A 20,104-nucleotide genomic window follows, 5' to 3' on the forward strand; every position below is an offset into this window, starting at 1 on the left:
ATGTGGTTGGAGAGCTAGGCTAGTGGTATGGTGAACGTAAGTGAAACTTCAAAGTATCGTAATTATGAAGGAGCTAAAGATGCTGATAAGCTCTAACCAAAAAGGTAATGTGACATTTCTCATTTCTAGATGTACGCAAATCACCGGTATAGAGAAGTCACCTAACCCACTGTTGTATGACAGAAGGAACAGGGTAAGCCTGTATTTTCGCCTACATGGCAAGCAAACCGCAAGGAATGCTGACGGAAGTGCAGGTAAAGGAGAATGGAGAAAGCGAATGCCATTTTGTAACGAAATGGATAGAATTTGTAACATTAATTCGCGTGAAAACGAGCAGACTTCCGTTTGGTCCCTCGTGACAAGAAACTTTGTTAACCACTTAAGGTAGGAAAGCAGATGATTACAAGTAAACCTGTAAGTGCATCTACCGAAAGCTTTGAAGCATGGAAGCAGTTGCCATGGAAGAAATGCCAGAAAGTTATTGTGAGGCTACAAAGACGTATTGTTAAGGCTGTCCAAGAAGGAAGATGGGGTAAGGTAAAAACTTTACAACATCTTCTCACACGCTCTTTTAGCGGAAAAGCTTTGGCTGTTAAGAGAGTAACTGAAAACCAAGGAAAAAACACAGCGGGTGTAGATCGTCAACTATGGTCAACTTGCAATGCTAAATTTCAAGGAATAAAGCAGTTAAAGCAAAGAGGATATAAACCTTCTCCGCTAAAACGGATTTATATCAGTAAATCTAATGGCAAAAGAAGACCTCTTGGAATACCATCGATAAAAGATAGAGCCATGCAAGCATTATATCTGTTTGCTCTGGAACCGATAGCTGAAACAATCAGTGATCGTCACTCCTATGGCTTTAGGCCTAAAAGATCCTGTGCAGATGCTACAGTAGCTTGTCATTTGTTACTGGCAAGTCGTAATCAACTACAATGGATACTTGAAGGTGATATCAAAGGATGCTTTGACAACATTAATCATGAATGGCTTATGAAGCATATTCCTATGGAGAAGAAAATTCTGCATAGTTGGTTAAAAGCTGGCTTCCTAGAATCGAAACTCTGTATCCCACAACTGCAGGTACCCCGCAAGGTGGTATAATTTCTCCAATACTAGCCAATTTAGCCTTAAACGGACTTGAAAAGTTATTGGAAAGTCGATTTGGTAAACTCGGCAGTAGAAGAAGAAACAAAATCAGAAGTGGAGTGAACGTAATCAGATACGCAGACGACTTTATTATTTCAGGTTTCACACATGAAGTACTGGAAAATGAAGTTAAGCCTTTAGTATCATCTTTTCTTCATGAGCGAGGTTTAATTCTTTCAGAAGAAAAGACAAAGATTACATCTATCACAACAGGGTTTGACTTTCTTGGTTGTAATGTACGTAGATATAATAAGAAGTTAATTATTAAACCTTCGAAAGAAAGTATTAAAAGACTTCTTAATAAAGCACGTACATTGATAAAAGCAAATATAGCGAACACTCAGGCTATAGTAATTAAGTCACTCAACTCTCTACTGAGAGGATGGGGAAATTACTATCACCATGTGTGTGCTAAAAAAGCGTTTAGAAAGGTCGACAATGAAATTTGGCATAGTTTATGGAAATGGGCAAAGAAAAGACATCCTCGTAAAGGATTACGTTGGATAAAGAATCGTTACTTCAAAGTAATGGGTCAACGCCGATGGGTCTTTGCTGCACCCATATGCAAGAACAAACCAAAAGAGATACGGTATTTAAGACTGCTTAAGCTGATTGATATACCTATCAGACGACATGTTAAAATCAGAGCGGATGCAAATCCCCTTGACTTAAAATGGAAAAAGTATTTTGATGAGAGAGTGAAACGAACAAGAATGTTAGCAAGCTCTTTCTCAAGAGAAGGTTCTCTACTGTTGGTGTCACCATTAAGAATGATGTTTCCTGAGGAATCATGAAGGACAAGCCGGTTCTAGAAAAGAAGAACTTAGATAAGGGGCTCAAGCGTAGTGTGGGGAAACCTGCACGCTGCGTTTCTAAGGGAGGGGGTAGTAGTAATACTGCTCCCTTACCTGACCAGTTTACTAAGACTAAAGGCTTCGAAAAACGTGCTCAATATTATGCTGCCAAAGCCTACTCAAGTCAAGCTGATCAAGGTGATGATTATCATAACCTCAAAGAAATTATCTTTATTGCTGTTGCTGATTGTATTATTTTTCCAGATAAGGCTGAGTACAAATCTAATCATGTCATCTTAGATCAAAATAGCTTTGAACATGACTTAAAGGATTTTTACTTTGTATTCATAGAACTACCTAAATTTACAAAGACAAAAGAAGACCAATTGGAGAGTATAGTTGAAAAATGGTGTTACTTTTTTCGATATGCAGCAGAAACAAACGAAGAAGACCTAGATAAAATAGTTGGTAGTGACGTAATAATAAAACGAGCTTATGAAGAACTAAATAAATTCAACTGGTCAAAGAAAGAATTTATTGCCTACGAACAGGAAATAAAACGTATTCGTGATGAACGGGCTGTTCTTGAACAAAAACTTGATGATGCTAAAAAGGAAGGAAAAATTGAAGTTGCAAAAACAATGCTGGCTAATAATGTTGATGTCACCACTATTGTTAAGTTTACTGGCCTCTCCATGAGTGAGATTGAAGAATTAAGTGTGAACGGTACAGAGTAATTTCAAAGTGCATTTGCAGTTGGAACGGATACATTTAATGAGAGTCCCATTTCACGGTGTTCAAATCTACTCCTTCTTGTACCATCTCCCAAAGTGGGCTCATTTCTCTCAGTCGGCCAACATTTTTAGCAACAAGATCTGCTGCATACAAAACTTCTTCTCTAGTTGTAAATCGGCCTAGGCCAAATCTAATTGATGAATGCTCAAGGTCATGGCCATTATTTAGCGACCGTACTACATAGGAAGGTTCAAGAGACGCAGACGTGCACGCAGAACCAGAACTTACTGCTAAATCCTTGATTGCCATGATGAGAGACTCACCCTCAACATAGGGAAAGCTCAAGTTTAGGTTGCCAGGAATTCTATTTTCATAATCACCATTTAAAACGATATCAGGAAACGCTTCTTTTATCTTGTTATACAAAATATCCCTTAATTCTTCCACTCTAGTTGTTTCTTTTTTCATTTCTTCTCTAGCAATACGTGCCGCTTCACCAAAACCAACTGCAAGAGGTGTTGGAACTGTTCCAGAACGCATGCCTCTTTCCTGTCCACCACCACTAATTAGTGGTATCAGCCTAACACGAGGATTCTTTCTACGTACATATAATGCGCCTATTCCCATAGGTCCATAAATTTTGTGGCTAGAGAGACTCATAAGATCAATGCACATCTCATTAACATCAATTGGAACTTTTCCAAAGCTTTGAGCTGCATCTGTGTGGAAAAATATATTATGCTTTCTACATATTACACCAATTTCTTTGACAGGCTGAATTACTCCGATTTCATTATTTACCATCATCACTGAAACCAGGATTGTTTGATCAGTAATTGCTTCCTCAAGCTTTGATAAATCTATAATTCCGTTTTGCTTAACAGGCAAATATGTAACTTTAAAGCCTTCATTTTCCAGATGCCGACAAGAATCCAGAACACACTTATGCTCCGTGCAGACAGTGATTATATGATTTCCTTTATTTTTATAAAAGTGAGCAACGCCCTTGATTGCTGTATTATTTGACTCAGTTGCACCTGAGGTAAAGATAATTTCTTTGCTATCTGCGTTCACCAGATCAGCGATGTGTTTCCTTGCTTTTTCCACTGCTTCTTCAGCAGTCCAACCAAATGAATGGCTGCGAGAGTGTGCATTGCTGAACTCACCAAAGTAAGGTATCATCACCTCTAAAACACGGGGATCTACTTTAGTAGTAGATTGATAATCAAGAAATATTGGTAATTTTATTTTAGCATCGTGTATTTTTTTACTTTCAACATTCATAAAGCTACCACGGAGACAAAATTTACAATTATTTTATAGCATTAAAACTTAATTTTTTCAAGATATAATCTTGCATCAAGTACAAAAGTGTCATCCAAGTAGCTGACACATAACTGTACGAACATTTATTTGCGAAAGCAGTGTGTTAAATGTTATAGCCAGTTTTGCCTCAAACACAAAGGCAGTGCCCAGACACTGGGATGACACCCTATTGGTGGCAATTGCTTCCAAATCATAATGTTTGTACAGCTGTGCGCCGTGCGCTGGAATCCGTTTTAGCCCTTATCTATATCTCAGTTCCACCAACAGTTATTGCGTCGACTTTGAGTGTCGGCTGACCAACTCCAACGGGCACATTTTGTCCATCTTTCGAGCATGTGCCAACACCAGGATCTAACTTTAAGTCATTACCAACCATAGATACTTTTTTCAACACTGTTGGACCGTCACCAATTAGTGTTGCTCCTTTTACTGGCTGTGTAATTTTGCCATTTTCTATTAGGTAAGCTTCCGAAGATGAAAAAACAAATTTTCCTGACGTTATATCAACCTGCCCACCACCGAAATTTACTGCATATAGACCTTTCTTTACGCTAGATATTATTTCCTTCGGTGTATACTTTCCGGGCAACATATAGGTGTTTGTCATGCGCGGCATAATAACTTCTTTATAACTTTCTCTTCTACCATTACCAGTTGGGCTTACACCCATGAGTTTAGCGTTCATATGATCCTGCATGTATCCTTTTAGGATCCCATCCTCTATCAATATATTATAACTGGGTGGAGTGCCTTCATCGTCTACGCTGATAGAGCCGCGCAAATTGGGCAGAGTTCCGTCATCAACTACTGTGATGTCACTAGCTGCTACTTGTTTACCTACAGAATTTGAAAATGCTGAGACTTTTTTGCGATTGAAGTCGCCCTCAAGTCCATGACCCACGGCTTCGTGTAACAATATTCCTGGCCAGCCTGGACCTAAAACGACTGTCATTTCTCCGGCTGGAGTTGGAATTGCTTCAAGATTTACCAGTGCTTGTTCTAACGCTTGGTTTGCAACTTCTTTCCACTTTTTCTCAGAAATAAACTTACTATAAGAGTCCCTTCCACCATGCCCTGCAGAACCTCTTTCGGTACGGCCATCTTTTTCTACAATGACTAGCACATTAAAACGTACCAGAGGCCTGATATCGCTTAATCTGTGATCACCCTTTATTATTTGTACAACTTGCCATTCTCCACTTAGAGTTATTTTTACTTGCTTCACGCAGTTATTTTTGGACCTTAAATACTCATTAACCTCATTGAGTAGCTTAATCTTTGAATTCAGATCCATTTCATTTATAGGGTTAATCCTCGAATATAGGCTTTTTGTCTCTTCGTTTAAATTTATTGAATTTGTCTTGTTTAAAGACACTGAGCTTTTTACCATAGAAGCAGCATTACTAATTTCTTTTTCGCTGATCTCAGAAGAACAAACGAAAGATGTACTATCTTCACAAAAAGACCTTAAACCAAATCCCCTTCTAGTATTCAAGTCCATGTGTTTTAATATGTTATCCTCAAAAACCAGGGACTCCGACTGGCAAAATTCTAGAAACAGCTCACCACCATCGCTATTGCTCAAAGCGTTATTGACTATTTTATATACGTTATTAATATTAACATTGTTTTGAGCAAAAAATATTTGATCTAGATTTGGCATTACCTTTGAACTAAAAATTGTTTAAGTATATTATTTAACTTTAATATAGTAAATTATAAAAAGCCCGGGTGGCGGAATTGGTAGACGCGCTAGCTTCAGGTGCTAGTAACTTTTTAAGTTGTGGAAGTTCAAGTCTTCTCTCGGGCACTCTTAGCTTCCATATTGCTTATTGAATTAATTAATGTTATAATATAACATATTAGGTAATATTTATGCTATGTATGGTGAAAAAGATAAGTTAGCCTACAGAAAGAAGGTACGAACTTACTCGAAACGCTTAGTTACTACACTATCTACTATCTCTTTCATTGGATACATAGCGGCATTGGTCTTGAATATTCCTGTCTTAAGTCTGTATTTTAGTATTGCCGGCACTATATTCAGTGCACTTTTGTTTGCTTTAAATATATGGTCACTAAATGATCATTCCCGACAACAGAATCTTAATAAGAAATCTGGCATAAAAAACACTCCAGGACAAAAAAAGTTAACAAAGATCTATCTTGATATAGCATCCAGTGCTTCATTTCTAATAGGAGGTATTGCATCTATGTCGCTTTTTGAGTCTTCTGTTATTTATTTTGTTTCTACGCCTTTTTTTATTCTAGGCTGTGTTATTATGGCAGCTAATATCGTTCAAACTATGATTAGTGAACCACAGACAAAAAACGTCCTTGAGAATCTCTCTTCAAATACTGCAAGAGTACAAGCTTAAGTATTAACTTATTTAACTTATACAGGAATATTAGCTATATAATTCCACTGAAGGAAGCCATTCAAAAGAGTTCGATGTAATTAGCGTCAAAAAAGTGTAAGCAGAAATTGCGGGCTTATTGGGGTAGGAGCGCTTAGTACTCCTACTTCCACATCAATTACTTGAATAATTGCTCAAGCTATCAAAATAAAAGTTTTTATTCAGTAATTTGTGTATAAAGGGTACTATTTTACTAGTAGTGAAATAAATCAGAATGAAGTCTATTTTATTAACGAGGCCTTTATTGGACTCGTTCAATACAAGAAATATATTGAGAAAGTATGGATACAAAGTTTTTATAGAACCAGTATTCACAATAAAGTACTTAAATCCTGATATATCTGCGTACGAATTTGACGTTGTGATATCTACAAGTAAAAACAGTGTAAAGGCTCTTAGTCAAATATGCAAAGAGGATGACTTTCCGATTATTACAGTTGGTAATTCAACCATGCAGGCTGCAAAAAATTTGGGATTTTCTGATATAATCTCAGCAGACAGCAACGTTGATGGTCTGATATCATTCATAAAAGCTCATTATTCAAACGCAATAAAGTTCTTGTATATAAGGGGACAAGAAGTATCATGTGACCTAAAAAAGAGATTATCTGAAGAAGATTTTAACGTAAGAGAAGTTGTACTCTATAAAACAATTATAAAAAGGAATCTAACTAATAGGTGTAAAAATTTACTATTGGATGGTAAAATTGATAGTGTTGCTTTTTTTTCCTCACAGACAGCAAGGATATTTTGTTCATTGGTTCTAAAAAGTGGGCTATCTCATGTGATGAATAATACAGTTGCATATACCATGAGTAAAAACATTGCTGATAGTTTAAAGTTAATCAAGTGGAAAAAAGTTATAACATCGAGGTTGCCTACTGGGGAGAGTTTAATTGATATAATTAATAAGGATTGCTGATGCTAAAGATTGCAACTTGGAATGTAAACTCCATACGTAAAAGAGTTAACCAACTTTGTAGTTTTATAGTTGATAGTCAGATAGATATAGTTTTGCTGCAAGAGATAAAATGTATGGAAGAGCAATTTCCTTATGCGGAGATAGAAAAGTTAGGATATGAATATGCTATCTATGGACAAGTTGCAAGAAATGGCGTTTGTGTTTTATCTAAATATCCGATACTGGAGAAGTTTAAAATTGACATTGTGGAAAGTCATCAAGAAGCACGTTATGTAGAGTGCGTGATAAAGTATACCAATAGTAAGATAAGGGTAGGAAGTGTATACGTGCCAAACGGTCAAAGCCCGGACTCTCACGCATTTGAATATAAACTCAAGTTTTTTGATAACCTATATGAAAGGATGAGCACTTTGTTGAAGAATGAAGAGTTAACTATTATAGCTGGCGATTATAATGTTGCACTGGATGAAATTGATGTTTTTGATTCAAATTTATTGAATGGCCAAGTGTGCTTTCATATAAAAGAACGTGAGAAGTTAAGAGCAGTCTTGAATCTTGGGTTTAAAGACGCGTTTAGAGTATCTCACCCAGATTTGCAACAATTCACTTGGTGGCATTATCAAGGCAATTCACTCAGAAACAACCAAGGAATGCGAATAGATTATATGCTATTATCGCCACAAGCTGTAGATAAATTGGAAACATGCTACATAGATGATAGATTGCGTAAGCTAGAAAATCCGTCTGACCATACTCCTGTTGTATGTGCTATAGAATAATAGTAGACCTCTTACACAACTCACTTTTTGGCAAACTTAGGTAGTCCCTGCTTGTTTGTTGCTTGTGTTTTCTTCCCTTCGTTTGTTTTCCTTTCTTGTCCAAGGTTGATCTTGCTGTTTGCTTTCTTCGTTTTCCCTGTTGTTTTCCTGGGAAATTTGCTCAGGAACAGGTTGTTGTTCACTCTTTTCTTTTCCTTGGGAAATTTGTTCAGAAACAGAGGTGCCTTTCTCAGCTCCTTTGACTGGAGTTTTTAAAATTGTATTGATACCATCGCAAATTTTTTTATTCAATTTTGCTCTCTTTTCTGTATCACCTTTATCTTGTGAGCTAGGGCCATACAAAGTACCTTTTTTGTTATTTGAAAAAAGAACTCCCACTCCTCCTTTTATGGCGAATATTGCACCAATAGCAGCAACAACTACTCCGAGTGTAGTAGGACCAAAAATTAACATTGGAATAGTGGAAAGAAGGACAGGAAAAAAGATCTTGCTTAAGAACGTTGTTACCATCTCTTCATCACTAAGTGGTGGTTCATCTTCCTCTTTTTTGTCTTTACCTAAGAATGGTATTTTTTCTTTCACCCCATCCATAAAGGAGCCAGAAATATTTTTCGGGTCTATTTTGATCCCTCCAATTAGCAGCAGCGGCATTTCCAATACGAACTTTATGGATGAATCTTTAGCTTCTGTACCGCGTATATCAGCTACACAGTCATCTACTACTTCTTTTATTTTACCATTCTTGAGATTCTCCTCATTAGCTAATTTTTTCTCTCTAATTTTCTCAAATACGGAAAGTAAAAACTGAGAAAAATTCTCTTCACTGAGTGATTTTATATCTTCTGGATTGACATTGTTGAATATCTTTCCACTATTCTCAAATACAAAAGTAAAAATTTTCTTTTCATTTTCATCCTGTAATCGAGGTAACCGTTCCTTTAATGACTTCAGATCACTCTGTAATTTTTGTTTTTCTTTCAATTTCTGTTCCTTCTTTTCTATTTCCTGTTTCGTTTGCTCTTCTAGTTTTTCTGGATTTTTAAAAATATCTAGGAAAGTACGATAGATTAACTGATGTTTCTCTTTTTCAAATTTAAAAACTTTCTCATCTTTGTTAGTTACCTGAGTAGGTAACTTTGGAGGTTTTGAACTTTTTACTTGTGGGCCTATCATAGCTGACCTATTTGCATTTGCTATGTTCTGTTCTAACATATTTTTCGTATTAGTTCAAATGATTTATACTCCTAGAATTCACGATGTTTAAGTCATAATTAAGGGAATTTAGACCCCAGTTGTCGCCAACTTTTATTTCTACTTCAAGTGGTACAGAAATTTCTATTGCATTTTCCATTATATCTTTCATAGGTTTTGCTGTTTCTTGTACCTTTTCGTCCTCTACTTCAACCAGTAGTTCATCGTGAACCTGGAGGATTATTTTACCTACTTTCAATTGGTCAAAAAGCTGAATTGTCGCACGTTTTATTATATCAGCAGCGGTTCCTTGCAGTGGTGCGTTTATTGCTGCCCTTTCTGCAAATTGTCTTATATAAGGAATTGTATTGTTTATGTCTCTTACAAAGCATCTCCTGCCAAACAAAGTTTCTACATAACCATGCAATCTTGCGATAGACACTGCTTTTTCCATATAGGCCTTTATTTCTGGGTAACAGGAAAAATAGTAATTAATGTATTCAGCAGCTTCCGCAATGGTAATTCCAAGCCGCTTTGCAAGACCAAATGGGCTAATGCCATATATAATTCCAAAATTGATGGATTTTGCTTTGCGTCTTAATTGCTCATCTATTTCTTGCACTCCAAAAACTTGCCTAGCGGTGATCTCATGAATATCTTGTCCGTTTGCAAAAGCTTCTTTAAATGCTGCAACGTTTGCAACGTGTGCCAGGAGTCTTAACTCTATTTGTGAATAGTCAGCAGAAATTATCTTATGCCCTTTTGGCGCAATAAATGCTTGTCTGATAAGATTTCCCTCTTCGCTTCTGATAGGAATATTCTGTAAATTAGGATTGCTGGAGCTCAGCCTTCCAGTTGCAGTTGCAGTCGTTGAAAAGCTTGTGTGTATTCTACCATCAAGTGGATCAACTTGCTTTATTAATGCATCAGTGTAGGTGCCTTTTAATTTACTTAAATGTCGCCAATTTAAGATTTTACTTGCGATTTCTACCCCTTCTTCTTCGAGTGCCTCTAGAACTTCATAATTGGTGCTATACGATCCAGATTTTTTTGACTTTTTCTTTTTATTAAGCCCCATTTTGTTAAACAAAACATCACTTAATTGTTTTGGCGAAGCAATATTAAATCTTTCTCCTGCCAAATTATATATCTCATCTTCAAGCACGGCAATTACCTGCTGAAATTTATCGGACAGCTCCTGTAATTTTTGTATGTTCAGTAATATCCCATTTTTCTCCATATCAAATATTACTTTCATAAGTGGCTTATCGAAGCGCTCGTAAATTGTGAGCAATTTTTCCTGAAATAACCTTTGCTTTAGCTTTTCATGAATTGCTATTAAAGTTTTTGCCGAGAAAATTTCTGCATTTTCACTCAAATTATGCGCAACTATGTTTGGAATACTGTGATCATGCTTTCCTGTATCCAAGCTATACGACATTATCATCAAATCATCAACTGAATCTAGCATCTTCTCTACTGTAGGGAAGATTTTCCTGATTTCTTTAATGTTATGTATTATTTTAAGCGCCCCATTTGAGAGTAAAGTTGAGTTAATTATAATGAGTGCATCTTGTATGCTGTCTTGCTCTATATAAAAAATATTACTTTCGCTATAAGATAAGGAAATTTTATTTAATAAGTTGTCTTCAAAGTGGCAATGAATTGCAATTCTGCCTTCATATCTACAATGCTCCAAAAATTTCTCTAACTCTTCACTACTATATTCTATTTTCTCTTTTGTGCTAGACCCATTATAGGAAAAAAGCTTTTCCACTTTCCCTATTAAGGAATTGAATTCATACTTCTTTAAAAAGGATAATAGTTTTTCCATATTTGGAGAATGGACTTCATATTTTGCAATATCATGTTGAAGGTCTACTTTTTCGCATAGTGATAAAAGTTCTCTTGAAATTAGAGCTTTTTCCTTATGTTCGGTAAGAATATTACGAATCCTCGTTTGCTCGATATTATCAATGTTCTCTATAATATTATTCAATGAATCAAATTCATCCAGTAATTTAGCTGCAGTCTTCGGACCTATTCCTGGAACGCCTGGAATGTTGTCAGATGCATCACCAGTTAGAGAAAATAAATCAAGAAGCTTGTGTGAGTTTACACCAAATTTTTCTATTACTTGTTTTTCATCTATGTATATATTTTTAATAGGATCAAATATTAGAATGTTGTAATTCAAAAGCTGGAACAAATCTTTATCTGATGAAACGACTACCACTTTAAAGTCTTGGTGGTTGGCGTATTTTGCAGCTAGTGTTGCGATTATATCATCTGCTTCATAACCTTCAATCTCTTCATAGCTGAGGTTAAAAGCTTCTACCGCTTCCCTCAGTATGGTGAACTGTGGAGTTAGATCCTCAGGAGGCGTTACTCTGTTCGCTTTGTACTCAGGATATAAATTGTGCCTAAAATTCTTTTTCCCTGCATCAAGTGCTATAGTTAAGTAGTCCGAATGGGCAATGTACTTAAGAATCATATTCAGAAAGCCATATACACCACCTATTGGCATTCCTGTTGTGGTAATTAAGTGAGGTAGTACATAGTAAGCTCTGAAAAGAAAACCATAGCCATCGATGATTGTGAAAGTTTTTTCTTTCATTGTAGATATTTATGCGTGCTTTTGATGGTCCACTATTTAGCTGAGAAAATCAAGTTTTTGTTTTTCTGCTTTTGAGCGTTGTAAGAGATTTTACCGAAAATAGCATTCATGATAGGGATGTACACATATGACCTTACCCAGAAAAAGTGGAGAGAAAGTGTGGAATGTTTTTTACAAAAAGAATGATGCATCAAATTGTGCAGGAATGCAATAGTTAATAGTGACGTTGTTTGTTATAAAAAATTTCTATGTATTCAAATATTGCAGTTCTAGTGTGTTGAGCAGAGTGTTGTGAAGTATCAATAAGTATTTCTCTTTTCAATGAGCTAAAGAAGCTTTCTGCAACAGAATTGTCGTAACAACAGCCTTTATTACTCATCTATATTCTTTACAGCTAAGAGATATTGATACCCTTGCGCAGTATATTGTGAACCTTGGTCACTGTGCAGCAGTAGATTTTTAACAGGTTTACGCCTATTAATGGCCATTAATAAAGAGTTCATAACCAATTGTTTATTTATTGCACTACTCATTAACTACCATACGTGAGAATTATTGCTGCCAAATATAGCCATCCCTCCTTGGTTTTGATGTAAGTAATCCCATACTTTATTTGGTTGATCAACAATAAAGTTTTGGTCTAATATATTGGGAGCTACAGCTCTATTATCTGTTTGTTGTTTTTTAATTTTAAACTTTCTTCTCAGTATAGCCCTGATGTCATTTTTCTGCATAATACTTTGCACCGTTTTCAAATTGCAACTTTTACCCAAAGCCTTCAATTCAGCATGAATTTTAGGAGCTCCATATCTACATTTAGAAACTTGATATATTTTTTGAATAGCTTCGAGTAGCTCTTTATTTGCTGATTCTCTACTGCTTATTTTTCTTGTAGTCCACTTATAGTAGCCACTAGCAGAAAATCCTACATAATTCCTGTACTTTATAGCAGTTACTATATAAAAAATATTTTACTCTTTTTGACTGGCCAGGGCTTTTTTTTAAATGTCTCTTTCCCTTGTTACTCTTGCTTTGTAAATCAAACCTCTCTTTGTCATAAGGTGCTACATCTGGAAATGCATTTGCCGCTGACTTTTTTTCGTTATATTTCTTCATCCATTTTCCTAATACACTATCCCTTATTCCTAGATCTCTTGCTACTTTTGCAACTGGTTGACCTACCTTTCTTTGTTCATTTGCCAGTTTAACAGCTTCCAATTTGAATTCTGCTGTATATTCTCTTACCATTTCTAATCCTCCAAAATTTTATTTTACCCAAAAAAACTCCTTTCTTTCTCTCCACTTTTTCTGGGTAAGGTCAGTCTATTTATAGTACAGATGAAGAGAATTGGATTTATATACCAGTGCCGAAAATAGTTGACAAAGATTGTGTATGCTTATTACAATTGTCTGGGTACCAGAAGTTTTTACGGCAATAAAGTATGCACTAACTATAAGTAAGGAAGACTTTAAGCAGGCAATAAAAAAAATGAAGGAACGTTTAAAAGAGATTAAAGGAGAGAAGAAAAAGGTAAAAGGGAATACGGCAGAAAATGAATCTTATTACAAATAGCATAGAGGGCTTTTATTCTAGTGTTAAATCGGACCTAGATTGGCAAGCCAAACGTAGTCTTATTAGAACATTAGTAAAAGAAGTCAACATTGATCTTGATAAAGTAGATGTAGTATTTAAGATCAAAGAACTTGAAAACCCCGCCCAGAATGGACAAAATCAAAAGATGGTACATTGTCTAAGGGGTCTGGGCGCTGGGATGACATCTTTTTTCTTGGTACAAATTACTCTTATATCTCAATATTTGTACAGTTGTGTTATCGGCTGTTTGATGTTTACAACGCAGGAAGTTCATACGGTTGTAAGTCAAGCGGTAGGATGACAAGATTTTGCAAGGGTATTTTTTTATAGGAGATTAATATGGAAATTTTTCTTGATAGCGTTGATTTAAATGAAATTAAAGGACTAAAGGAGTTCATTGACGGCATAACAACTAATCCTTCTTTAATAGCAAAGTCCGGGCGTAAAGATAAATACGAGGATTTAGTGCGTGAAATATGCTCTATTATAAAAGGGCCTGTTAGTGTTGAAGTTGTTGCAGATAGCCATGAAGAGATGATCACAGAAGGTCTGAATTTAGCAAAAATTGCTGATAATGTTGTGATCAAATTACCTCTTACACATGAAGGATTAATTTCTTGTAAAAAGTTATGGACAGAGCATAAAATACCTGTTAACGTCACGTTATGTTTTTCTCCCGGACAAGCACTGCTTGCCGCTAAGGTCGGTGCTTGTTTTATTTCCCCCTTTGTTGGTCGCCTTGATGATATAAGCTATGATGGCTTATCGCTAATAGAAGATATATGTACTATATATTCTAATTACGGTTTTGATACTAAAGTTCTTGTTGCATCAGTGAGAAGCCCAGCGCATGTAATAGAAGCTGCAAGGCTTGGTGCTGATTCAATTACTGTGCCAGCAAAAGTACTTAGACAATTAATTAATCACCCACTTACTGACCAAGGACTAGCAATATTTGAAAAAGACTGGGGTGTAAAATAATAAACGGTTACAAATGAACATAAAAATTGGCGTATCCGTTCAGGCAATGGCGTCAACTTAAGAGCCTTCATTAGCAAACTCTCCTAAAGACATGATGGCGTTTGCTGCCTTATTGCGGCTGCCCTGGTCGAATTTTAACTTTATAGCTAACCTAAGAAAGGTTTCCCTACATCATACCGCCGAGGCGCTAACGAGTAGCGGAATGACGAATTTGTTGTTTTTCAAATTGTAGGTAAACCTAAAGCTATAGAAAAAAAGAAGAACCAGTTTCTTAGTTTCTCATTGACATAATCCACTCCATATGCTATAATGAGATTTTATATCTTGGAGAAGGAAATGACATTAAGGTTAGTACTACAAGAAGTCAGCAGTAGTTCAGATCTGAGTAAGGAAAATCTAATTGATAGAATTAAAGATAAGCTGCAGCAGGAAGATCAACCTATATATGATGAGTGGAAAAAAACGAATTTGATATAAATTACACGTTTGCAGCGTTCAAGTGCAGTTTATTACTTATGGCAGCTGAAAGTAGCTATGAAAAAGTAGTAAGATACTTAACAGAAAACGGAGCTAATGTTAATGCACAAGATGAATTTGGAGGAACCTCCTTACATTGGGCTGCTGAGAATGGATGCAGACAAGTAGTAGAAGTTTTGCTAGAAAAGGGAGCAGACGTTAATGCACAAGATGAAGACGGAAGAACTCCTTTGTATTATGCTATTTATTACATTTGTGATGAACATCCAAGACTAGATTATCAACATCCAAAAATAGCGAAACTTCTGCTAAATTATGGTGCAGATGCATCATTTATTCATAGACCTAAAGCTATAGCAGCAGGAATTACTGTAGGTATATTAGCTGCCATTGTTGCTCAATTAGCACTCATTTATGCTACTGCATTACCTGCACTAGCAATAGTTGTAATTACTGTGGCATCTGCACTGATCGTTGGTGGAATTTCCTATGGGGTTGTATATAAGTCATCAGAGCATTCATTAAACAGTAGGCTAAGTGAGGTTAGCTGCAGTAATGTTGATGGAAATAAACAAACTGTACAACCATAATTATTAATTCACCACAGTAGCCGCGCCGTGGCAGTGTTTGTACTTCTTTCCGGAATTACAAGGGCACTTGTCGTTTCTTGAGACTTTGGGAAGTCTGCTATTTCTAGCAGAATGTAACCTATTGCCTATCTCTTGGTTATCTGCCAACTTAAAGTGCGCTAGGCGGTGAATGGTGAGTTCTTTCCATTTTTCAAGCATTGACTCAAACATCAAGAAAGCTTCGCGTTTAAATTCATTCAGTGGATCTTTCTGCCCCATGGCACGTAGGCTTATGCTTTGTCTTAGGCTCTCTAGAACTGAAAGGTGTTCCCTCCATAAATGATCAAGTGTCATTATCATCATTTGCTTCACGATCGTATTCCACAAATCTGTAGTGTGCTGACTGTTGAAATATTTTTCTTTCTCAGTAAAAAATTCTTGTATCTTATCATTTATATAATCCAAAGCTTCTTGTTTGTTTAAAAACTTTGCTAAATCTTCTTTATCAAGCGTTATTCCATACCTTGTATGGAATTCTTTGACTATATCTTCAATATAATCCTCATAATAGCCACTTTGGACTATACCTTCTATTACGCTCTCATTTACTTCGCTATATACTTCAAGTAAATCATTAATTTCGTTGCCTAAGATATTGTTTCTCTGCTTAAAAATAACTTTACGTTGGTTATTGATTACGTCATCAAACTTAAGTAGAGATTTCCGCACGTCATAGTTTCTAGCTTCAACTTTCTTTTGCGCTTTCTCAAGTGCCTTATTGATCCATGGATGATGAATAGCTTCGTTATTCTTTAACCCTACTTTTTGTAAAAAGCTTCTCATTCTATCAGAACCAAATATTCTCATTAGGTCATCTTCGAGCGATAAAAAGAACTTAGAAAGTCCAGGATCACCCTGACGGCCAGAACGGCCACGTAATTGATCATCTATTCTCCTACTTTCATGTCTTTCGGTTCCAACCACACATAAACCACCAGCTTTTATAGCAATTTCCTTATCTTTTTTTACTCTTTCAACTATTTCTTGATATTTTTTTTCTCTTTCATCAGCATTTTTTATCTTCTTTAGCTCCACCTTTGCGATCATTTCAGCATTTCCACCAAGCTGAATATCAGTTCCACGTCCTGCCATGTTAGTTGCTATAGTGACACTACCTGGCACCCCAGCTTGCGCTATTATGTACGCCTCTTGTTCATGATAACGAGCATTCAATACTGAATGCTTAAGAGAATGGCTTTGCAAAAGCGCAGAAAGCTTCTCAGAGTTTTCGATGCTCACCGTGCCAACAAGGACCGGTTGAAGGCGTTTGTGGCATTCTTCTATAAACTTCAATACAGCATTAAATTTTTCCTTTTCTGTACCGTAAATTTCATCATCAATATCAACTCTTTTTACAGATACATTGGTTGGAATTTTTACTACATTTAATCTGTATATATCACGAAACTCTTCTGCCTCTGTTGCTGCTGTTCCAGTCATTCCGGAAAGTTTATTGTACATACGAAAGTAATTCTGAAATGTGACCGATGCTAAAGTTTGGTTTTCATGCTGAATTTCAAGATTCTCCTTCGCTTCAAGTGCCTGATGAAGACCATCGGAATATCTCCTGCCCTCCATCATACGCCCAGTAAATTCATCAATAATCACTACCTTTCCATCTTTCACTATATAATCTTTATCAGCAGTGAACAGCTTATGTGCACGTAATGCTTGGTCCATATAATGAGTCATTATCATGCTGTCAGTATCATAGAGCGAGGAATTTTCAGGAATGAGATTGTATGATCTTAGTAGTTCCTCCACTCGTGAAATACCATCTTCAGTCAAGAATACCGTTCTACCTTTTTCATCTACTTCATAATCAGAGTCAACTAATTTGGTTACTATTTTATTGATATGCTTATATATCTGATTGTTTTCCTCAACCGGGCCAGAAATAATAAGCGGAGTGCGAGCTTCATCAATGAGTATTGAGTCCACTTCATCAACTATTCCGTAGTGAAAGCCTCTCTGAACCATGTCTTCTTGAGAAAATTTCATATTGTCTCGCAGGTAATCAAAGGCAAGCTCGTTATTTGTGGAATACACGATATCTGCACTGTAAGCCTCTTTCCTCTCTTCGTCTGTCAAGTTATTCGTAATAAACGCAACAGAAACCCCAAGAGAATTATATAATTTGCTCATCCACTCTGTGTCTCGTTTTGCAAGGTAGTCATTAACAGTTACGACGTGTACGCCTTTCCCTTCTAAGGAATTTAGATATGCTGCTAAAGTTGCAACGAGTGTCTTTCCCTCTCCTGTTTTCATTTCTGATATCATACCATTGTGGAGCACCATTCCACCAATCAGTTGAACATCAAAGTGCCTCATGTTAAGAAACCTTCGAGAGGCTTCACGCACAACTGCAAATGCAGGTACGAGAAGATCATTTAACGTTTTCCCATTTTTCAATTCTTGTTTGAATTCTTCAGTTTTACCAGCAAGCTCCTCATCAGATAAACTCTGCATTTCTGTTTCTAATGCATTTATTTGCTGAACAATTTTCCTAAAGGATTTTATTATCTTCTTGTTTGTGGAACCAAATATCTTTCTTATAAAAAAGAATGACAACGTAAAAATGAAAAATATAAGAATGGCTGTCAAAATTAGCGGAGAATCTAGCATAAACTTAAGTAACGTCTTATTTAATATGAGATTATATTACTAAATGCAGCCTACGGCAATTACATATTAGATTCGGGGAATCCTTATTCATATACTAAGGTAATAAACAAAGGAACACTTCCAACCCTGTTCTTGCAGGCACTGTTATTGAAACCATACGCGTCAAGTTAAGGAAATAAAGGTATGAAAGAGATAGAATAATAAGGTATAAGTTCTCCCAGATATACTTTTAGTGAGAGAACCAATGAATAAAATAACTTGCTTATCAAAAAAGCTCAAAGAATTTTTTAATGAAAAAGCAGAGAAAATCTCAATTACAACAAGGTTTATAAAAAGAAAGAGAAAGCTAAAAGGTTCATCATTCGTAAAAGCCATGGTCTTGGGTAATATAGGAGTTGATAATTGTAGCGTAGAAACAATGTTTCAATTACTAAACGAGGACTCGATAGATATAACAAAACAAGTTTAGATTTACTGAAGAAGCAGTGGAATTTATGAAAAGGATGTATAATGAATCTGTGATTCTCTTTAAAAATATCTTGCAAGTTGGTTGCAAAATCTTACAGCAATTTAATAGTGTTAAATTATTGGACAGTAGCTATACCTAACAGTATGGAAGAGATGTATAAAGGTTATGGTACTAGCTACAGTGGCTATGAAAGCAATACTAAGTCTGGAATAAAGTTACAATTAGTTTTCGACTACATGAATCAGATAATAGACCAACTTAATTTAACGGAGGGGGTAAGATCAGACCAGGGATATAGGAAACATTTAAGTAATATATTAAGCAATGATTTGCTAATATCTGATCTCGGTTATTTTGTGCCAAGTTCTTTTAAACAAATCAATGAAATAGGAGCTTATTTCATAAGTCGTTGATACCGACATATATGATGTAGAAACAAATCAAAAAATGGAGTTATTAGAATGTTTAGAGGATAAGTTATTTTTAGAAAACGAGGTATTGTTAGGAAAAGAAGCAAAAATTAGAGTAAGAATTATATGTCAGAAACTAACTGAATATGGCCAGAAGAAGGAAAGCTAATAGATTAGCAAGATCGCAGGGATATACATCCTCTAAAAGAAATCAAAAATTGTTGAACTGGTCAATATTTATAACTAATGTTCCAGAAAATAAAATTAGTGCTGAGCAAGTATTAACGATTTACAGAGTAAGGTGGCAAATTGAGTTATTATTTAAATTGTATAAAAGCCATACCAGGCTTGATAAGCTAAAAGGAAAGCCATGCAGAGTATTATGTGAACTATATGCTAAATTGTGCGCAATTCTTATATTTCACGGCATAGTTGGTTGCACAGAAGTGAAAAAGAATACAGAACTTAGCTTAACAAAGGCATTTATTGAGCTAAAAAGGCGGGTTAGAGAGTTATTTTTAGTATTAACCAAAATTAATAGTTTAAAAGCATTTCTTAAAAAACTCACTATAACTTGGTCGCGATTTTCATTAAAAGACAAACGTAGAAGGGCTAGAGTATCCACTTTAACCTCTCTAAATTTGCTCACAATCTCTTAACTTGACGCGTATGGTAAATGAAACAAAGTGGAATAAAACATTAGGTTTAGACAAAGATGGTGCTAAAGAGGTTAACACTTATTTAGGCTCACCTATTGTTGAACAAGCTGCTAAAGGAAAAGTACCAGACTAGACAGCTAAGTATAAAAGAGGTAGATTAAGTCTGCCTCTTTGTTTTTTTTGATTTTCAGTGTTACGCGCATAACTGCATGGATGTTGCGATTCTCAAGGCAACGTATCTGTTTAGATGCATGGCTAATGCTGAAACAAAAATTCCAGTGTTCCCTTTCTTGTCATCCCAGTGCTTGACACTGGGATGGCTTTGTTGCA

General features: G+C 35.8%; 18 protein-coding genes, 1 tRNA gene and 2 pseudogenes. 14 read left to right on the forward strand and 7 right to left on the reverse strand.

What is annotated here, in order from left to right; translation table 11 throughout:
* Positions 1 to 64: 64 nt before the first annotated feature.
* From ACEL90_RS04760 to ACEL90_RS04775, 4 genes are read left to right on the forward strand one after another with little or no spacing between them, the layout of a single operon-like run.
* The gene (locus ACEL90_RS04760) at positions 65 to 388 is read left to right on the forward strand and encodes a hypothetical protein (protein ID WP_423348614.1); all 324 of its coding nucleotides are present in this window, start codon (positions 65 to 67) and stop codon (positions 386 to 388) included.
* An 8-nt stretch (positions 389 to 396) separates the two neighbouring features.
* Positions 397 to 1,104, forward strand: coding sequence for a reverse transcriptase N-terminal domain-containing protein (locus ACEL90_RS04765; RefSeq protein WP_423348613.1), 708 nt, complete (start codon positions 397 to 399; stop codon positions 1,102 to 1,104).
* Positions 1,032 to 1,943 (forward strand): group II intron maturase-specific domain-containing protein, encoded by a 912-nt coding sequence (locus tag ACEL90_RS04770; RefSeq protein ID WP_423348612.1) that lies wholly within the window; start codon positions 1,032 to 1,034, stop codon positions 1,941 to 1,943. The genes ACEL90_RS04765 and ACEL90_RS04770 overlap by 73 nt, the downstream gene beginning before the upstream one ends.
* Positions 1,940 to 2,680, forward strand: a complete 741-nt coding sequence (locus ACEL90_RS04775; protein WP_423348797.1) for an Rpn family recombination-promoting nuclease/putative transposase — start codon at positions 1,940 to 1,942, stop codon at positions 2,678 to 2,680. The genes ACEL90_RS04770 and ACEL90_RS04775 overlap by 4 nt, the downstream gene beginning before the upstream one ends.
* Positions 2,681 to 2,714: 34 nt before the next feature.
* Here ACEL90_RS04775 and ACEL90_RS04780 read toward each other — a convergent pair whose 3' ends face one another.
* From ACEL90_RS04780 to tldD, 3 genes are all read right to left on the reverse strand, one after another.
* Positions 2,715 to 3,962 carry an IscS subfamily cysteine desulfurase gene (locus ACEL90_RS04780; RefSeq protein WP_423348798.1) on the reverse strand — a complete coding sequence of 416 codons (1,248 nt, stop codon included), beginning with the start codon at positions 3,960 to 3,962 and terminating at the stop codon, positions 2,715 to 2,717.
* Positions 3,963 to 4,052: 90 nt separating this feature from the next.
* Positions 4,053 to 4,193, reverse strand: a complete 141-nt coding sequence (locus ACEL90_RS04785) for a hypothetical protein (RefSeq protein WP_153296798.1) — start codon at positions 4,191 to 4,193, stop codon at positions 4,053 to 4,055.
* Positions 4,194 to 4,248: 55 nt separating this feature from the next.
* Complete coding sequence (gene tldD, locus ACEL90_RS04790; protein ID WP_423348799.1) at positions 4,249 to 5,667, reverse strand: metalloprotease TldD; 1,419 nt, start codon at positions 5,665 to 5,667, stop codon at positions 4,249 to 4,251.
* 62 nt (positions 5,668 to 5,729) lie between these two features.
* Between tldD and ACEL90_RS04795 the strand changes: the two genes are divergently transcribed.
* The 4 genes from ACEL90_RS04795 (at position 5,730) to ACEL90_RS04810 (ending at position 8,122) form a co-directional block, all read left to right on the forward strand.
* Positions 5,730 to 5,814: transfer RNA gene (locus ACEL90_RS04795), tRNA-Leu, on the forward strand.
* Positions 5,815 to 5,884: 70 nt separating this feature from the next.
* The gene (locus ACEL90_RS04800; protein WP_423348800.1) at positions 5,885 to 6,382 is read left to right on the forward strand and encodes a hypothetical protein; all 498 of its coding nucleotides are present in this window, start codon (positions 5,885 to 5,887) and stop codon (positions 6,380 to 6,382) included.
* Positions 6,383 to 6,635: 253 nt separating this feature from the next.
* Positions 6,636 to 7,343 carry a uroporphyrinogen-III synthase gene (locus ACEL90_RS04805; protein ID WP_423348801.1) on the forward strand — a complete coding sequence of 236 codons (708 nt, stop codon included), beginning with the start codon at positions 6,636 to 6,638 and terminating at the stop codon, positions 7,341 to 7,343.
* Positions 7,343 to 8,122: an exodeoxyribonuclease III gene (locus tag ACEL90_RS04810; protein WP_423348802.1), complete on the forward strand. Its 780-nt coding sequence runs from the start codon at positions 7,343 to 7,345 to the stop codon at positions 8,120 to 8,122. Before ACEL90_RS04805 ends, ACEL90_RS04810 begins: the two co-directional genes overlap by 1 nt.
* A 36-nt stretch (positions 8,123 to 8,158) precedes the next feature.
* On the opposite strand, the gene ACEL90_RS04815 is transcribed toward ACEL90_RS04810, so the two are convergent.
* From ACEL90_RS04815 to ACEL90_RS04825, 3 genes and pseudogenes are all read right to left on the reverse strand, one after another.
* The gene (locus tag ACEL90_RS04815) at positions 8,159 to 9,295 is read right to left on the reverse strand and encodes a hypothetical protein (protein WP_423349300.1); all 1,137 of its coding nucleotides are present in this window, start codon (positions 9,293 to 9,295) and stop codon (positions 8,159 to 8,161) included.
* Positions 9,296 to 9,344: 49 nt separating this feature from the next.
* Entirely contained in the window at positions 9,345 to 11,930 is a 2,586-nt protein-coding gene (gene polA, locus ACEL90_RS04820; protein ID WP_423348803.1) for a DNA polymerase I, read from the reverse strand.
* Between the two features lie 171 nt (positions 11,931 to 12,101).
* A pseudogene (locus ACEL90_RS04825) lies at positions 12,102 to 13,178 on the reverse strand (IS3 family transposase).
* A 145-nt stretch (positions 13,179 to 13,323) separates the two neighbouring features.
* Here ACEL90_RS04825 and ACEL90_RS04830 point away from each other — a divergent pair.
* The 4 genes from ACEL90_RS04830 to ACEL90_RS04845 all read left to right on the forward strand — a co-directional run bounded on the left by ACEL90_RS04830 (position 13,324) and on the right by ACEL90_RS04845 (position 15,572).
* Positions 13,324 to 13,503, forward strand: coding sequence for a hypothetical protein (locus tag ACEL90_RS04830; protein WP_423348804.1), 180 nt, complete (start codon positions 13,324 to 13,326; stop codon positions 13,501 to 13,503).
* Positions 13,504 to 13,863: 360 nt separating this feature from the next.
* Entirely contained in the window at positions 13,864 to 14,505 is a 642-nt protein-coding gene (gene fsa / locus ACEL90_RS04835; protein ID WP_423348805.1) for a fructose-6-phosphate aldolase, read from the forward strand.
* Positions 14,506 to 14,841: 336 nt separating this feature from the next.
* Entirely contained in the window at positions 14,842 to 14,982 is a 141-nt protein-coding gene (locus ACEL90_RS04840) for a hypothetical protein (protein WP_423348806.1), read from the forward strand.
* A 38-nt stretch (positions 14,983 to 15,020) separates the two neighbouring features.
* A complete protein-coding gene (locus tag ACEL90_RS04845; protein ID WP_423348807.1) occupies positions 15,021 to 15,572 on the forward strand; it encodes an ankyrin repeat domain-containing protein in 552 nt (183 codons plus the stop codon).
* A 3-nt stretch (positions 15,573 to 15,575) separates the two neighbouring features.
* Here ACEL90_RS04845 and secA read toward each other — a convergent pair whose 3' ends face one another.
* The gene (secA, locus tag ACEL90_RS04850) at positions 15,576 to 18,236 is read right to left on the reverse strand and encodes a preprotein translocase subunit SecA (RefSeq protein WP_423348808.1); all 2,661 of its coding nucleotides are present in this window, start codon (positions 18,234 to 18,236) and stop codon (positions 15,576 to 15,578) included.
* 244 nt (positions 18,237 to 18,480) lie between these two features.
* Between secA and ACEL90_RS04855 the strand changes: the two are divergent.
* Positions 18,481 to 19,774 (forward strand): annotated as a pseudogene (locus ACEL90_RS04855) (IS4 family transposase).
* A gap of 10 nt (positions 19,775 to 19,784) precedes the next feature.
* Complete coding sequence (locus ACEL90_RS04860) at positions 19,785 to 19,907, forward strand: hypothetical protein (protein ID WP_423348809.1); 123 nt, start codon at positions 19,785 to 19,787, stop codon at positions 19,905 to 19,907.
* Positions 19,908 to 20,104: the final 197 nt, after the last annotated feature.

It is taken from the genome of Wolbachia sp. wLmal (genome assembly GCF_049435495.1).
Classification (GTDB): domain Bacteria; phylum Pseudomonadota; class Alphaproteobacteria; order Rickettsiales; family Anaplasmataceae; genus Wolbachia; species Wolbachia pipientis.

Bases quoted from the DNA above. Each gene is read 5' to 3' on its own strand.
- ACEL90_RS04800 (WP_423348800.1), top strand. From the start codon at position 5,885: ATGTATGGTGAAAAAGATAAGTTAGCCTACAGAAAGAAGGTACGAACT.
- ACEL90_RS04775 (WP_423348797.1), top strand. From the start codon at position 1,940: ATGAAGGACAAGCCGGTTCTAGAAAAGAAGAACTTAGATAAGGGGCTC.
- polA (WP_423348803.1), bottom strand. From the start codon at position 11,930: ATGAAAGAAAAAACTTTCACAATCATCGATGGCTATGGTTTTCTTTTC.
- ACEL90_RS04760 (WP_423348614.1), top strand. From the start codon at position 65: ATGAAGGAGCTAAAGATGCTGATAAGCTCTAACCAAAAAGGTAATGTG.
- ACEL90_RS04805 (WP_423348801.1), top strand. From the start codon at position 6,636: ATGAAGTCTATTTTATTAACGAGGCCTTTATTGGACTCGTTCAATACA.
- ACEL90_RS04780 (WP_423348798.1), bottom strand. From the start codon at position 3,962: ATGAATGTTGAAAGTAAAAAAATACACGATGCTAAAATAAAATTACCA.
- fsa (WP_423348805.1), top strand. From the start codon at position 13,864: ATGGAAATTTTTCTTGATAGCGTTGATTTAAATGAAATTAAAGGACTA.
- ACEL90_RS04810 (WP_423348802.1), top strand. From the start codon at position 7,343: ATGCTAAAGATTGCAACTTGGAATGTAAACTCCATACGTAAAAGAGTT.
- secA (WP_423348808.1), bottom strand. From the start codon at position 18,236: ATGCTAGATTCTCCGCTAATTTTGACAGCCATTCTTATATTTTTCATT.
- tldD (WP_423348799.1), bottom strand. From the start codon at position 5,667: ATGCCAAATCTAGATCAAATATTTTTTGCTCAAAACAATGTTAATATT.
- ACEL90_RS04765 (WP_423348613.1), top strand. From the start codon at position 397: ATGATTACAAGTAAACCTGTAAGTGCATCTACCGAAAGCTTTGAAGCA.
- ACEL90_RS04845 (WP_423348807.1), top strand. From the start codon at position 15,021: ATGGCAGCTGAAAGTAGCTATGAAAAAGTAGTAAGATACTTAACAGAA.
- ACEL90_RS04830 (WP_423348804.1), top strand. From the start codon at position 13,324: ATGCTTATTACAATTGTCTGGGTACCAGAAGTTTTTACGGCAATAAAG.
- ACEL90_RS04860 (WP_423348809.1), top strand. From the start codon at position 19,785: ATGGTAAATGAAACAAAGTGGAATAAAACATTAGGTTTAGACAAAGAT.
- ACEL90_RS04815 (WP_423349300.1), bottom strand. From the start codon at position 9,295: ATGATAGGCCCACAAGTAAAAAGTTCAAAACCTCCAAAGTTACCTACT.
- ACEL90_RS04840 (WP_423348806.1), top strand. From the start codon at position 14,842: ATGACATTAAGGTTAGTACTACAAGAAGTCAGCAGTAGTTCAGATCTG.